Origin of the sequence: Mitsuaria sp. 7 (assembly GCF_001653795.1) — a bacterium.
Lineage (GTDB): Bacteria > Pseudomonadota > Gammaproteobacteria > Burkholderiales > Burkholderiaceae_C > Roseateles.
In genome coordinates this window covers 3,856,971-3,870,798 of the sequence record NZ_CP011514.1, presented here as the reverse complement: position 1 = coordinate 3,870,798, position 13,828 = coordinate 3,856,971, and the positions used below count along the sequence as shown (strand labels likewise).

16 protein-coding genes are annotated in these 13,828 nt (G+C 67.6%); 10 read left to right on the top strand and 6 right to left on the bottom strand.

Annotation, left to right across the window (positions count from 1 at the left end; all coding sequences use genetic code 11):
• Nucleotides 1–4: 4 nt before the first annotated feature.
• From ABE85_RS16960 to ABE85_RS16945, 4 genes are all read right to left on the bottom strand, one after another.
• Entirely contained in the window at nt 5–223 is a 219-nt protein-coding gene (locus tag ABE85_RS16960; RefSeq protein ID WP_067277126.1) for a DUF1656 domain-containing protein, read from the bottom strand.
• On the bottom strand, nt 220–2,532 hold the full coding sequence (locus tag ABE85_RS16955; protein WP_067277124.1) for an FUSC family protein: 2,313 nt from the start codon (nt 2,530–2,532) through the stop codon (nt 220–222). Before ABE85_RS16955 ends, ABE85_RS16960 begins: the two co-directional genes overlap by 4 nt.
• A gap of 27 nt (nt 2,533–2,559) precedes the next feature.
• Complete coding sequence (locus ABE85_RS16950; RefSeq protein ID WP_067277122.1) at nt 2,560–3,066, bottom strand: MarR family winged helix-turn-helix transcriptional regulator; 507 nt, start codon at nt 3,064–3,066, stop codon at nt 2,560–2,562.
• Nucleotides 3,067–3,217: 151 nt separating this feature from the next.
• On the bottom strand, nt 3,218–4,576 hold the full coding sequence (locus tag ABE85_RS16945) for an MFS transporter (RefSeq protein ID WP_082938692.1): 1,359 nt from the start codon (nt 4,574–4,576) through the stop codon (nt 3,218–3,220).
• Between the two features lie 219 nt (nt 4,577–4,795).
• Here ABE85_RS16945 and cyoA point away from each other — a divergent pair, with 219 nt between their 5' ends.
• From cyoA to ABE85_RS28020, 10 genes are all read left to right on the top strand, one after another.
• Nucleotides 4,796–5,881, top strand: coding sequence for a ubiquinol oxidase subunit II (cyoA, locus tag ABE85_RS16940; RefSeq protein ID WP_067277121.1), 1,086 nt, complete (start codon nt 4,796–4,798; stop codon nt 5,879–5,881).
• A 76-nt stretch (nt 5,882–5,957) separates the two neighbouring features.
• Nucleotides 5,958–7,952: a cytochrome o ubiquinol oxidase subunit I gene (gene cyoB, locus ABE85_RS16935; protein ID WP_067277120.1), complete on the top strand. Its 1,995-nt coding sequence runs from the start codon at nt 5,958–5,960 to the stop codon at nt 7,950–7,952.
• A gap of 22 nt (nt 7,953–7,974) precedes the next feature.
• Entirely contained in the window at nt 7,975–8,598 is a 624-nt protein-coding gene (gene cyoC / locus ABE85_RS16930) for a cytochrome o ubiquinol oxidase subunit III (RefSeq protein WP_067277119.1), read from the top strand.
• On the top strand, nt 8,595–8,987 hold the full coding sequence (gene cyoD, locus ABE85_RS16925; RefSeq protein ID WP_067277118.1) for a cytochrome o ubiquinol oxidase subunit IV: 393 nt from the start codon (nt 8,595–8,597) through the stop codon (nt 8,985–8,987). The genes cyoC and cyoD overlap by 4 nt, the downstream gene beginning before the upstream one ends.
• A complete protein-coding gene (locus tag ABE85_RS16920) occupies nt 8,987–9,826 on the top strand; it encodes an SURF1 family protein (protein ID WP_067277116.1) in 840 nt (279 codons plus the stop codon). Before cyoD ends, ABE85_RS16920 begins: the two co-directional genes overlap by 1 nt.
• Entirely contained in the window at nt 9,750–11,246 is a 1,497-nt protein-coding gene (locus ABE85_RS16915; protein ID WP_231993110.1) for an ATP-binding protein, read from the top strand. Before ABE85_RS16920 ends, ABE85_RS16915 begins: the two co-directional genes overlap by 77 nt.
• The gene (locus ABE85_RS16910; protein ID WP_067282930.1) at nt 11,233–11,805 is read left to right on the top strand and encodes a response regulator transcription factor; all 573 of its coding nucleotides are present in this window, start codon (nt 11,233–11,235) and stop codon (nt 11,803–11,805) included. Before ABE85_RS16915 ends, ABE85_RS16910 begins: the two co-directional genes overlap by 14 nt.
• Nucleotides 11,806–11,892: 87 nt before the next feature.
• Nucleotides 11,893–12,183, top strand: a complete 291-nt coding sequence (locus ABE85_RS16905; RefSeq protein WP_067277113.1) for a nucleotidyltransferase family protein — start codon at nt 11,893–11,895, stop codon at nt 12,181–12,183.
• The gene (locus tag ABE85_RS28025) at nt 12,180–12,362 is read left to right on the top strand and encodes a hypothetical protein (RefSeq protein WP_082938691.1); all 183 of its coding nucleotides are present in this window, start codon (nt 12,180–12,182) and stop codon (nt 12,360–12,362) included. Before ABE85_RS16905 ends, ABE85_RS28025 begins: the two co-directional genes overlap by 4 nt.
• Nucleotides 12,349–12,543 (top strand): DUF86 domain-containing protein, encoded by a 195-nt coding sequence (locus tag ABE85_RS28020; RefSeq protein ID WP_082938690.1) that lies wholly within the window; start codon nt 12,349–12,351, stop codon nt 12,541–12,543. The genes ABE85_RS28025 and ABE85_RS28020 overlap by 14 nt, the downstream gene beginning before the upstream one ends.
• 78 nt (nt 12,544–12,621) lie before the next feature.
• Here the strand turns inward: ABE85_RS28020 and ABE85_RS16895 are convergent, their stop codons facing one another.
• Together ABE85_RS16895 and ABE85_RS16890 are read right to left on the bottom strand one after the other, a co-directional pair.
• On the bottom strand, nt 12,622–13,089 hold the full coding sequence (locus tag ABE85_RS16895; protein ID WP_067277111.1) for a glycine zipper 2TM domain-containing protein: 468 nt from the start codon (nt 13,087–13,089) through the stop codon (nt 12,622–12,624).
• A 208-nt stretch (nt 13,090–13,297) separates the two neighbouring features.
• Nucleotides 13,298–13,738, bottom strand: a complete 441-nt coding sequence (locus ABE85_RS16890) for a helix-turn-helix domain-containing protein (protein ID WP_067277108.1) — start codon at nt 13,736–13,738, stop codon at nt 13,298–13,300.
• Nucleotides 13,739–13,828: the final 90 nt, after the last annotated feature.

The following is a 13,828-nucleotide window of genomic DNA, read 5'->3' as shown; positions in this document are numbered from 1 at the left end:
GTCGTCATCCTGGTCCGTGCAGCAGGTGCAACGACACGACGCTCAAGCCCCACAGCAGCAACACGTAGACCGCGAGGTCGAACAGCGCCGGATGCCAGATCCAGCGGTAGGCGCCGACCGCAGCCAGCAGACGCCGCACCGCGGAGAGCGCCAGCAGCGCCAACGCCGCGAGCGGCATCAGCCAGGGCAGATAGAGCCCGAAGAAGTCCACAGCGCCGGTCATGCCGGGTTCTCCTTGTTCAGATCGGTCGTATCGGTCGTATCGGTCGTATCGGTCGAGTTCATCCCCTCGGACCCATCGACGTCCTCGGCGGAATCGGTGAGGTCGACGGGCAGGCGAGGCACGGGGGCCTCCGGGAACAGGTTGCGGCGCAGGCCCATCAGCGCGCTGGCCGCGGGGATCGCCGCAGCGGGCAGCGGCTGCGAAGCGGGGTAGACCTCGACGAGCCGCGCGAGCGCCGTGTCCAGCCGCTCCAGCAGCAGCGCGGGTGGCGACGCGATCGCGTCGGCGTCGCCGGCGATGCGTGCGCGTTGCCAGTCGCCGATCGCCGTGAGCAAGGGCTGCAGCGGCAGCGTGGACTCGCTGGGCAAGCGGCCACGCGCGGCCTGGAGCGCGACGAGGTCGGCGCCCACGCGCAGGTCGTGCAGCGCGTCGTCGGTGGGCACGCCCGGCACCGATCCGCCCGACTGCGCGACGCGCGGCGCCAGCAGCGAGATGCGGTCCAGCATGCGCAGCAGGTAGGCCTGCGCGCGGCCCGCGGAACGCGGCAGGCGGGCGAGGTCGTCGAGCTCGCGCCAAGTCGTGCGCTGGATGCGGCGGGCGCTCCAGTCCGCGCCGACCGAGCGCATCAGCCGCGTGACCCGCGCCGCGACGAAGACGCCGGCCAGCTGGCCCGACATCGAATTGAGGAAGCTGGTCAGGTCGGCCTGCGCGGTGTCGTGCATCGCCAGCGTGCCGATGACGCCGAACAGGAAGGGCAGCGCGGCGCCGAAGGTCGAGGGCCGGCCGACATACGCGCCGACGATCAGGAACATGGGCGCGCACACGGCCATCAGCGTCCACATGTCCTGCACCAGCGGCAGCAGCACCAGCACGTACAGCGCGCCGAAGGGCATGGACAGCACGGTCCAGTGGAGGAAGCCGTTGATGGCCGGCACCGGGTCGTCCATCGCCGCGAAGAAGCAGCAGAAGATCGCCGCCATCATCGCGGCGGCCGAGCCCATCGGCCAGCCGGTGAGGATCCAGAACGCGCAGCAGACGAGGATCGCGATCAGCGCGGCCGCGCCGGACCACAGCGCCATGCCCATGTCGCGGTGGAGCTTGGGTCCGCTCAGCGCCGGACCGCGCCGCGCCGGCATGGCCTCGCCCGCGAGGCCGCGGTCGATGTCGGCGCGCAGGTGCATGCAATGCAGCCAGCCGGCCAGCAGTTCGCCCAGCCGCTCCGCCAGCGCGACGCGCAGCAGGCGCGCCCAGGGGTCGTCGGCGAGTCGGCTGCGCGACGCGTCGCCGGTCAGCGCGGCGAGTTGCGCGCGCAGGGCGGGCAGTTGCGCTTCTGCCGCGGCGGCCGGCAGCGAGAGCCACGGGCCGATGGCGCCGAGCAGCGCGCGCACATCCTCGGGAAGGGCGTCGGGATTGCCGCGATCTCCGCGATCTCCGCGCTCGTCGCGAGCGTCGCGCTCGATCGCGGTGGCGGCATGCGCCTCCAAGGCCTGCAACCGGTCCTCCACGCCCGCCAGCAACGGCGTCAGCGCGGCCACGCCGTCCTGCATCCCGTGCACGGCGTCGGCGGTCCAGCGCAGATGGCTGGTGTCGAACGGGATGTGGATCGACAGCAGCCGCAGCTGCGTGATGTCGCCGGCGACACGGCGACGGTCCGCGCCGCCGTCTCGTCGCGCGGCGATGTCGCCCAGCCAGGCGCGCGTGTCGCCGAGCGTGCGATCCAGCAGTCCCAGCACCGAGCTCGACAGGCTCTTGGGCAGCACGACGCTGTGCACCAGCGTCGCGGCCAGCACGCCCAGGCCGATCTCCTCGAGGCGCGCGACGGCGGTGTCGAAGATCGCCAGCGGCGTGTCCACCGACGGGAACCCGATCAGCGCGGCCGTGTAGCCGGCCAGCATGAACGCATACGCGCGCGGCGTGCGGTCCCGCAGCGACAGGCACAGGCAGCCCGCCACCCACAGCGCGAGCGCCAGGCTCAGCAACTCCGGCGCGTTGGCGAAGCGCGGCACCAGCAGCACCGCGGCGGTGCCGCCGATGAGCGTGCCGATGAATCGGAACAGCCCCTTCGAGCGCACCGCGCCCGCCAGCGGGTTCGCCACGACATAGGCCGTCATCAGCGCCCAGAACGGCCGCGGCTGGCCGGCCCAGCTCGCGAGGAACACCGCCAGCATCGCGGCGGCGAAGGCCTTGAACGAGAACAGCCATTCGGCGAGGGTGAAGCCGGGCCGCAGCATGGCCGGCAGTTGCGGCAGCCGTGGCAGACGCAGCGCCGGGATGCGCAGCGAAGGGAAGGAGAGGGAGGGGCGCTTCATGGCCGTGGTACTGCTGGACGGGCCGCCTTACTTACGCCGCGGCGGCACGATCGCCTTCGGCGCGCCGACGCGTTCGGACAGCGTGGCGAAGACGCGCAGCGCGGCTTCGACGTCGGCGTCCGTGATGCCCTCATAGAGCGCGTTGCGCAGGTCGCGCAGCGTGTCCTCGATCTGCTCGCAGGCGTCGGCGCCCAGCGCGGTCAGGTGCAGCGTCTTGGCGCGACGGTCGTCGGGATCCTCGTGGCGCTCGATGAAACCACCGCTGATCAACTGCTCCACCGATCGCGTGAGCGACGGCCCTTCGATGCTCAGCAGCGTCGCCAGCTCGCCCTGGCGAAGACCGTCACCGCTGCGGCCGATCATCACCAGCGGCCAGGCCAGCGCCTGCGACAGGCCCACGTGGGCCATGGCGAGGTTCGCCTTCGCGCGGTACGCCCGCTCCAGCACGGGCAGCGTCATGCCGATGGACATCAGCGCGGTCTCGCGCGCGGTCCGCGTCAAGGTGCGAGGGGGCTTGGGGTTGGAGGACGTCATGACCGCAATTCTAATTAGTTAGCTTGCTATCTAATGCGGTAGGGTCTTTCCAATCGTTAGTGGCCGCACCCAAAGAAAAACGGCCGATCTTTCGATCGGCCGTTGCTTTTTCGCGTCGCGGGCTGTCAAGCCCGTGTAGCGAGTTCGGGTGTCAGTCCTTGTCCTTCATGGTCAGCATGCGGTTGGTCCGCAGCGCCACCAGGGTCACGATGGCGCCCGACAGCAGGTAGGCGGTGACCGCCCACAGCCCGAACTTGGCCGACAGCCCCAGGGCCACCAGCGGGGCGAAGGCCGCGCCGATGATCCAGGCCAGGTCGGAGGTCAGCGCCGCGCCCGTGTAGCGGAAGTGGGGCAGGAAGTTGGATGTCACCGCACCCGAGGACTGGCCGTACGACAGCCCCAGCAGCACGAAGCCGACCAGGATGAAGATGTTCTGGCCCATGGCGCCGCTGTCCAGCAGGATGGGGGCGAACAGGCTGAAGATACCGATCGTCGTGGCCAGCATGCCCAGCGTGCTGCGCCGGCCGATGCGGTCGGCAATCAGCCCGGAGATGGGCATCGCGCCCGCCGCCAGCAAGGCGCCGATGATCTGCACGATCAGGAACTGGGTGACGTTCTGGTCGCCGTACAGCATCACCCACGACAGCGGGAACACCGTGACGATGTGGAACAGCGCATAGCTGGCCAGCGCCGCGAACGCGCCGATGAACAGGGTGGTGCCCTGCTTCTCGAACAGCTCGTCGACGTCGCAGGGGTCCAGCTCATGCTCCTCGAGGTTCTTCTCGTACTCGTGCGTCACGACCAGGCGCAGTCGTGCGAACAGCGCCACCACGTTGATCGCGAACGCGGCGAAGAACGGGAAGCGCCAGCCCCAGCTCAGGAAGTCGATGGTGGCCAGGCTGCTCCACAGGTAGGCGTAGAGCGCCGCGGCGATCAGGAAGCCGATCGGCGCGCCGAGCTGCCCCAGCATCGCGTACCAGCCGCGGCGGCCCGGGGGGGCATTCAGCGCCAGCAGCGAGGGCAGGCCGTCCCAGGATCCGCCCAGGGCCAGGCCTTGACCGATCCGGCACAGCGCCAGCAGCCCGATGGCCGCGCCGCCCCAGGTGTTGAAGCCGGGCAGCACGGCGATCGTGCAGGTCGAGATGCCCAGCAGGAACAGCGCCACCGTCAGCTTCACGCTGCGGCCGAAGCGCCGCTGGATCTCCATCCCCACCAGCGTGCCGATCGGGCGGACGACGAAGGCCAGCGCCAGCAGCGCGAAAGCGTACAGCGTCCCCTCCAGCCGCTCCATGTGCGGGAAGAAGATCGAGGGGAATACCAGGACCGAGGCGATGCCGTAGACGAAGAAATCGAAGTACTCCGACGCCCGCCCGATGACCACGCCCACCGCGATGTCGCCCGGGGCGACCGCGTCCTGCTCCTCCTTGGTCGCCACCCCGTTGCCTCGCGGCAGCGGCTGGCCCACGGTCGCCAGGTGTTGCCCGGCTGTTGGAAGGGTGCTGCTGTTCATACGTCTCCTACCTGGGACAAAATGTCCAATAGTTAGCTTTGGTCAATCGGGCAAAATCTGCGCCCGGCGTGCAACGGTCGACAAGTGTCGTTTTCCCCTTTATCGCTTTCCCTTCGGAAGAAACCCCCACCAGGTTTTGGACGTCGGGAGCCTCCCCCCCCAAGGGAGCGCGAGGAAGGGGGTTCCGCGTGAACTACGCCTGATGGTCTGCTGAGTCCCATGTACCTCAAAGCATCTGCAAAAACAAGTCCCGCCGGCCCCATCCGGTCACTGGCCCGTCTCGGGCTGCTGGCCCTGGCGCTGCCCCTCACCGCCTGCAACATGGTCGTGATGAAACCTTCGGGCGACATCGCGAACCAGCAGGCGCAGCTCATCGTCGCATCGACGCTGCTGATGCTGCTGATCATCGTCCCGGTGATCATCCTCACGCTGGTCTTCGCCTTCCGCTACCGCGCGTCCAACACCCAGGCGACCTACTCGCCGGAGTGGGACCACTCGACGCGTCTGGAACTGATCATCTGGGGCGCGCCGCTGCTGATCATCATCGCGCTGGGCGCGATGACCTGGATCAGCACCCACAAGCTGGACCCCTTCCGCCCGCTCGAGCGGCTGGACGCGCAGCGCGCGATCCCCGCCGGTGTCGAGCCGCTGAACGTCGAGGTCGTGGCGCTGGACTGGAAGTGGCTGTTCATCTATCCGGACCAGGGCGTGGCGACCGTGAACGAACTGGTCGCGCCGGTGGATCGCCCGATCCACTTCAAGATCAGCTCGTCGACCGTGATGAACGCGTTCTACGTGCCCGCCATGGCCGGCATGATCTACGCGATGCCCGGCATGCAGAGCCAGCTCCACGCCGTGATCAACAAGCCCGGCGTGTATGACGGCTTCTCGTCGAACTTCAGCGGCGACGGCTTCTCGCACATGCGCTTCAAGTTCCACGGCCTTTCGAACGACGAGTTCGCCGCCTGGGTCGAGCGCAACAAGGCCGACGGCGTCGCGCTGACCAAGGACCTGTACCTCGACCTCGAGAAACCCACCGAGCGTCAGCCGGTGCGTCGCTTCTCCAGCGTCGCCCCCGGCCTGTTCGACGCGGTCGTCAACCGCTGCGTCGACGGCGCCAAGATGTGCATGGGCCAGATGATGGCCATCGACAAGGCCGGCGGCGGGGGCAAGGGCGCCATCGACGGCCTGGCCAGCAAGTCCTGGAGCAACGAGCAGAAGCGGATCTTCGTGGCCGCGCTGTGCACGCCTGACAACGCGGGGCAGTACGCCTCGCAATGGCAGGCCTCGGCCACCCGTAACTGATCGGCGTCCCCGGCGCATCGACTGCGAACTGCCGTGACCAGCGGCGCCGGGATCGCAAGCACTACCGAGATCCAAGATGATTGACCTTCAAAAGCTCATCTTCGGGCGCCTCAGCCTAGAGGCACTCCCGTTGCACGAGCCGATCCTGATCGGCACCTTCGCCATGGTGGCGCTGGGCGGCCTGGTCGTCCTCGCGCTGATGACGAAGTTCCGCCTGTGGGGCCCCTTCTGGCGCGACTGGGTGACCAGCATCGACCACAAGAAGATCGGCATCATGTACATCGTGCTGGGCCTGGTCATGCTGCTGCGCGGCTTCGCCGACGCGCTCATGATGCGCGCGCAGCAGGCCATCGCCTTCGGCGACCAGCTGGGCTTCCTGCCCCCGCACCACTACGACCAGGTCTTCACCGCCCACGGCGTGATCATGATCTTCTTCGTGGCGATGCCGCTGATCACGGGCTTCATGAACTACGTCGTGCCGCTGCAGATCGGCGCGCGCGACGTGGCCTTCCCCTTCCTGAACAACTTCAGCTTCTGGATGACCACCGGCGGCGCCGTGCTGTGCATGGCCTCGCTGTTCGTCGGCGAATTCGCCCGCACCGGCTGGCTGGCCTACCCGCCGCTGTCGGGGCTGCTCGCCAGTCCGGGGGTGGGGGTGGACTACTACATCTGGTCGCTGCAGGTCGCGGGGGTGGGCACCACGCTCTCGGGCATCAACCTGATCGCGACCATCATCAAGATGCGCGCGCCGGGCATGACCATGATGAAGATGCCGGTCTTCACCTGGACCTCGCTGTGCTCCAACATCCTGATCGTGGCCTCGTTCCCGATCCTGACCGCGGCCCTGGCGCTGCTGTCGCTGGACCGTTACGCCGGCACCAACTTCTTCACCACCGATCTTGGCGGCAACGCCATGATGTACATCAACCTGATCTGGATCTGGGGCCACCCCGAGGTCTACATCCTGGTGCTGCCGGCCTTCGGCATCTTCTCTGAAGTGGTGTCCACCTTCAGCCAGAAGAAGCTGTTCGGCTACGCGTCGATGGTGTACGCGACCGTCGTGATCACCATCCTGTCCTACCTCGTGTGGCTGCACCACTTCTTCACGATGGGATCGGGGGCCAGCGTCAACTCGTTCTTCGGCATCACGACGATGATCATCTCGATCCCGACGGGCGCGAAGATCTTCAACTGGCTGTTCACGATGTACCGTGGCCGCATCAAGTTCGAGGTCCCGATGTACTGGACCGTCGGCTTCATGGTCACCTTCGTGATCGGCGGCATGACGGGCGTGCTGCTGGCGGTGCCTCCGGCCGACTTCGTGCTGCACAACTCGCTGTTCCTGATCGCCCACTTCCACAACGTGATCATCGGCGGCGTGCTGTTCGGCCTGCTGGCGGGCATCTCGTTCTGGTTCCCCAAGGCCTTCGGCTACAAGCTGGATCCGTTCTGGGGCAAGTGCTCGTTCTGGTTCTGGCAGATCGGCTTCTTCGTCGCCTTCACGCCGCTGTACGTGCTGGGCCTGATGGGCGTGACGCGCCGCATGAGCCACTTCGACGATCCGTCCTTCCAGATCTGGTTCCAGATCGCCGCCTTCGGCGCGCTGCTGATCGCCGCGGGCATCGGCAGCTTCCTGATCCAGCTGGTGGTGAGCTACTTCAAGCGCGACCAGCTGCGCGACTTCGACGGCGATCCGTGGCAGGGCCGCACGCTGGAGTGGTCGACCTCGTCGCCCCCGCCGCAGTACAACTTCGCGTTCACGCCGGTGGTCCACGACCACGACGCTTGGCACGACATGAAGACCCGCGGCCACCAGCGTCCGGTCGGCGGCTTCAAGGAGATCCACATGCCGAAGAACACCGGCGCCGGCGTGATCCTGGCCGGCCTGTCGACGCTGTTCGGCTTCGCCCTGATCTGGCACATGTGGCTGGTGGCGGGGGTCGCCTTCGCGGTGACCGTCATCGCGGCGATCGTCCACACCTTCAACTACAAGCGCGACTACTACATCCCCGCGGATGAAGTGGCCCGCACGGAAGAAGCCCGCACCAAGGTGCTGGCCGCCCAGGCCTGATTCCGCAGCGAGCGAACTCCAAATGCAAGCAACGACCCTGACGAACGACACCGGCGCGCCGGTGTTCTACGACAACGGCGACCATCACCCGCAGCACGGCACGCTGCTCGGGTTCTGGATCTACCTGATGAGCGACTGCCTCATCTTCGCGGTGCTGTTCGCGACGTATGCGGTGCTGGGCCGCAGCTACGCGGCCGGCCCGTCGGGCGCCGACCTCTTCGACCTGCCGCTGGTGGCGCTGAACACCGGTTTCCTGCTGCTCTCTTCGATCACCTATGGCTTCGCCATGATCAAGATGCTGGGCAACAAGAAGACCGGCACGCTGGCCTGGCTGGCGGTCACCGGCGTGCTCGGCCTGTGCTTCCTGGCGGTGGAACTCTATGAGTTCGCGCACCTGATCCATGAAGGCGCGGGTCCGCAGCGCAGCGCGTTCCTGTCCTCGTTCTTCACGCTGGTCGGCACGCACGGCCTGCACGTCACCTTCGGCTGCATCTGGCTGGTGACGCTGATGATCCAGGTCAGCAAGCTGGGCCTGACCAAGGAGAACAAGCGTCGCCTGATCTGCCTGTCGATGTTCTGGCACTTCCTGGACGTGATCTGGATCGGCGTCTTCACCTTCGTTTATCTGATGGGAGTGCTGCCGTGAGCAACAACCACCAACACGACCACGGCCATGACGCGCATGGCCACGACGACCACGAGGACGTCGGCTACCACGCCACCGTCAAGGGCTACCTGATCGGCTTCCTGCTGTCGCTGATCCTGACGGCGATCCCGTTCTTCCTGGTGATGACGAAGTCGATCTCGTCGTCGGCGGCGATGGGCATCGTGCTGCTGGGCTTCGCGGCCGTGCAGATCGTGGTCCACATGGTCTATTTCCTGCACATGAACTCGAAGGTCGAGGGCGGCTGGTCCATGCTGTCGCTGATCTTCACGATCGCCGTCGTGGTGATCATGCTGGCCGGCTCGATCTGGGTGATGTTCCACCTGAACAGCAACATGATGCCGGTCCACGACATGCGCAACATGCCCTGATGACCGCGTTCCTCACGGAACCGCAGCGGCCGCGCCGCGGCATCGCCTTCTGGGCGCTGCTGCTGGGCGCGGCCCTTTCGTTTGCGGTGTTCATGTCGCTCGGCGTCTGGCAGGTGCAGCGGCTGGCGTGGAAGGAAGACCTGATCGCGCGGCTCGACAAGCGTCTGGCCGCGGCGCCCGAGCGCGCGCCCGGCGCGGACCGCTGGGCCGCGATCACGAAGGATGGTGACGAGTACCGCAAGGTCGCGCTCACCGGCACCTTCGACCACTCGCGCGAGACGCTCGTCGGCGCGAGCACCGAGCTCGGCACCGGCTACTGGGTGCTCACGCCGCTGCGGACCGAGCGAGGCGACTGGGTGCTGGTCAACCGCGGCTTCGTCCCGCCGGAGTTCAAGACCCGCGCGTCGCGCACCGCGTCGGAGACGCAGGGCGAAGACAAGGTCATCGGCCTGCTGCGTCTGACGGAGCCTGACGGCAGCCTGCTGCGCAAGAACGAGCCGGCGCAGGACCGCTGGTACTCGCGCGATGTCGGCGCGATCGCCAAGGCGAGGAAGGTCGTCGAGGGCCCGGTGGCGCCGTACTTCGTCGATGCCGCCGCGGCGGACGACCAGACGCAATGGCCGCGCGGCGGGCTCACGGTGGTGCGCTTCAACAACCATCACCTGCAGTACGCGCTGACGTGGTTTGCGATGGCGGCGATGCTGGCCGGCGTCGGGTTCTGGCTGTGGCGCGTGGAGCGCCGCAGGTCTGGGATCGATGGCGATGACAGCCGACCCTGGCGCGGTGCCGACGCCGATGCGGACGACGGGCTCGACGCCCGTCCGGATGCCCAGGACTGAGGCCGCGACCATGCCGCTGAGCCGTCCCGATCCGGACGACGACCACCCCGACGACAGCCGCTACCTGGACGGTGCGGCGGGCGCGCTGGGCATCGAGGGCTCTTCGGGCGAGGGTGCACTGCAAGCCGGCCGCAACAACCTGCAGCAGCTGGTGCAACTGCGCTGGCTGGCGGCGGCGGGGCAGTTCGGCACGGTGCTGTCGGTGCACTTCGCGCTGCACATCCGGCTGCCGATGCCGGAGATGCTGACGCTGCTGGCGATCCTGGTGCTGTTCAACGTCGCCTGCTGGCTGCGCACGCGCTGGGTGCCCAGCGTGCGCAACGCCGAGCTCTTCGCCGGCCTGCTCGTCGACATCGCCGTGCTGAGCGGCCAGCTGTACTACAGCGGCGGCGTCACCAATCCCTTCATCTTCCTGTTCCTGCTGCAGATCGCGGTGGGCGCGGTGCTGCTGCCCTCGCGCTACATCTGGTTCACGGTGGCGGTGACGGGCGGCTGCTTCGTCGCGCTGACGCAGTGGCACCAGCCGCTGCTGGTGCCCGACATGGAAGGGCTGGCGCTGCCGACGCACTACATCGGCGGCCTGCTGATCTGCTTCGCGATCAACGCGGCGCTGCTGGTGATCTTCATCCAGCGCATCGGGCGCAACCTGCGCCAGCGCGACGCGCGGCTGGCCGACCTGCGCCAGCGCGCGGCCGAAGAGGAGCACATCGTCCGCATGGGCCTGCTGGCCTCGGGCGCGGCGCACGAGCTCGGCACGCCGCTGGCGACGCTGTCGGTGATCCTGGGCGACTGGTCGCGGATGGCGCCCTTCGCTGGCGATCCCGAACTGCGCGAGGAGATCGAGGAGATGCAGATCCAGCTGCGCCGCTGCAAGGCGATCGTCAGCGGGATCCTGATGTCGGCGGGCGAGCTGCGCGGCGAATCGCCGGTGGTGACCACGCTGCAGGCCTTCCTCGACGACCTGGCCGAGCACTGGCGCGCGACGCGGCCGCATCACGGCCTCGAGTACCTGCCCGCGCCGGACCTGCCGAAGGTGCGCATCGTGTCGGACGTCGGGCTCAAGCAGATGATCGACAACGTGCTGGACAACGCGCTGGAGGCCGCGCCGGGCCGGCCGGTGACGCTGCGCGCGCTCGTCGAGGACGGCGGGCTGGTGCTGCGCGTGAGCGACCGGGGCGCCGGCTTCCTGCCGGAGATGCTGGGGCGCTTCGGCAAGCCCTATCAATCGAGCAAGGGCCGCGCGGGCGGCGGGCTGGGGCTGTTCCTCGCGCTGAACGTGGTGCGCTCGCTGGGCGGCACGCTGCAGGCGCGCAACCGGCTGGCGGAGGAGGGGGGCGGTGCCGAGGTGGAAATCCGCATGCCCCTGTCCGCACTGGCGCCCCTTGGACTCCCCGACAATGCTGCCCATGACGCCGGATGACCTGATCGCGGATACCGACCGCCTGCTGCTGATCGTCGAGGACGACGACGCGTTCGCGCGCACGCTGTCGCGCTCGTTCGAGCGCCGCGGCTATCAGGTGCTGCGCGCGACGAGCGTGGAGCAGGTGCAGAAGCTGCTGACCGACCGCGGCCCGGAGGAGGCGCCGGAGTACGCGGTCGTCGACCTGAAGCTCGCGGGCGGCGGCTCGGGCCTGGCCTGCGTGCAGACGCTGCACGAGCACGACCAGGAGATGGTGATCGTGGTGCTCACAGGCTACGCGAGCATCGCGACGGCGGTGGAGGCGATCAAGCTCGGCGCGCGGCACTACCTGGCCAAGCCGGCGAACACCGACGACATCGAGGCCGCGTTCTCACGCGCGCAGGGCGATGCCGAGGTGGAGGTCACCGACCGCGCGACGACGTCCATCAAGACGCTGGAGTGGGAACACATCCACGAGACGCTGGCGGCGACGGACTTCAACATCTCCGAGACCGCGCGGCGGTTGGGCATGCACCGGCGCACGCTGGCACGCAAGCTGGAGAAGCAGCGGGTGAAGTGATTCCGCAACACCGCTCGTTTTGAGCGGGTCGGAGCGGGCTTATTCTTTTCTGACTGCGGTGATGTTGCCGCAGCGGAAGGAGCGTGAATGAAGCCCTCTGAAGCACTCGCTCTGAAGCGAGACCAATTGGCTGCGATCGTGGCCCGATATCCCACCACAAACCTGCGTGTGTACGGCTCGGTGGTGCATGGCAAGGATCAGGACAACGAGGAACTCGACTTGTTGGTGGACGCGCTGCCTGGGGCCACACTGTTCCATCTGGGTGGTCTCTACAACGACCTGGAAGAGCTGCTGGGCGTTCCCGTGTGCCTGCTCACGCCCCCAGAGGTGCCGATCAAATATCGCAGTCAGGTTCTTGCCGAGGCGCGGCCTGTATGAGCCGTTTCACCTTGGTCGACCATTTGGAACACATGCAGGAAGCTGCGATCTTCGCGTGCGACCATGTGGACGGACTCCGCAAGGCCGATTTTCTGGAAGACAAGAAGACGCAACACGCGGTGCTCTTCAATATCCTGGTGTTGGGAAGAAGCAGCGGCGAGGTTGTTGGCGGAGCATGAGGCGTTCCTCGCCGGCAATGCGCACCTGCCGTGGGGCCTCATGAGGGGATTGCGCAATCGGATTGCCCATCGCGCCATCGACATCAACATACACATGATCTGGGACACGGTGGAGGTTCATCTCGTCGACCTGCTGAGGCAATTGCCTGCGGTGCGGGCAGCTGCGATCAACCAAGGTTGAACTTGCATCCAGAAACGACATAAGGGGCCGTGAGGCCCCTTCGTCGCGATGAGCGTTCAACGCTCGCCTGAGTGATGCTCAGTTCGTCCGCGTCGCCTGCGGCGCGCGCATCACGCGCGACTTGCCGCCCGTGGTGACGATGATCACCGGCTCGCCGGAGGCGAAGTTCTCGTTGCCCTGCGCCTGGACGATCGCGCGGCGTTCGCCGTTGCGCAGCTGCAGCAGGATCTCGACGGCCTGTTCCTTCGTCGTGCCGCGCTCCACCGCGTTGCCCAGTGCCGCGCCGGCCACCGCGCCCAGCACGCCGACGATCACGCCCTCGCGGCTGCCGCCGACGCTGCCGCCGGCCACGCCGCCCGCCACCGCGCCCGCGACGGCGCCGACGCCGCTCTGCGAGCCGTCGACCGTCACCGGCCGCCAGGACAGCACTGTCGCGTCCTGCACCTGCGACAGGCGCTGCGCGTCGCCGCGCTGGATCACGTCAGGATTCGTGGTCGTGCAGGCGGCCAGGGCCACCACCATCGTGGCAATCAGCAGCTTCTTCATCTCGGTTCTCCAATCGATGCACGGCCAACGAACATCCGTGAGGTTCCGTTGACCAGGCAACAAGTCTTTACCTCGACGGCAGGCGGCATGCCGCGTCCTCGAAGAGGCATGCAGCGACTCTACAGCAGCCGGCTTTGGGGGCTCTTAAGCCAGGGCGGACGACTGCACCGTCGACACGGGCAAATCCTTTGCCCGTCGGAGGACGGGCTCAGGCGCTCCGGGCAACCTTGCCTTCAAGGCGCGATGCGAAGCGTTGCCGCGCCTGTGCAATCTCGTCCCGATGGCGCTCGGCCCATTGCCACACGCCACACAGCGCGCGGCTCAATTCGCGTCCCAGCAGCGTCAGCTCGTATTCCACGCGGGGCGGCACCTCCGCATGCACGGTGCGCGTGAGCAGGCCGTCCTCCTCCATCCCGCGCAGCACCTGCGTCAGCACCTTCTGACTCACCCCCCCGACGCGCTGCCGGACCTCGGTGAACCGCAGCCGGCCATGCTCCGTCAGCACCTCCAGCGCGATCAGCGACCACTTGTCCGCGACCCTGCCGATGATGTCGCGGACCACGCCTTCGATCTCCGGTGACAGTGCTTCGCCGCTGTGGGGATGGACGAAGTGATGCGGGGGAGCGGCGGGCGATGTCGGCGTGGTCATGACGGGGTCCAAAGGTTACCGGCGGGTAATCAGGCGCCCGAAAAGTGCGTACTTCACAGGCGCTTCTCGGGCCCCTAGTCTCGCGCATTC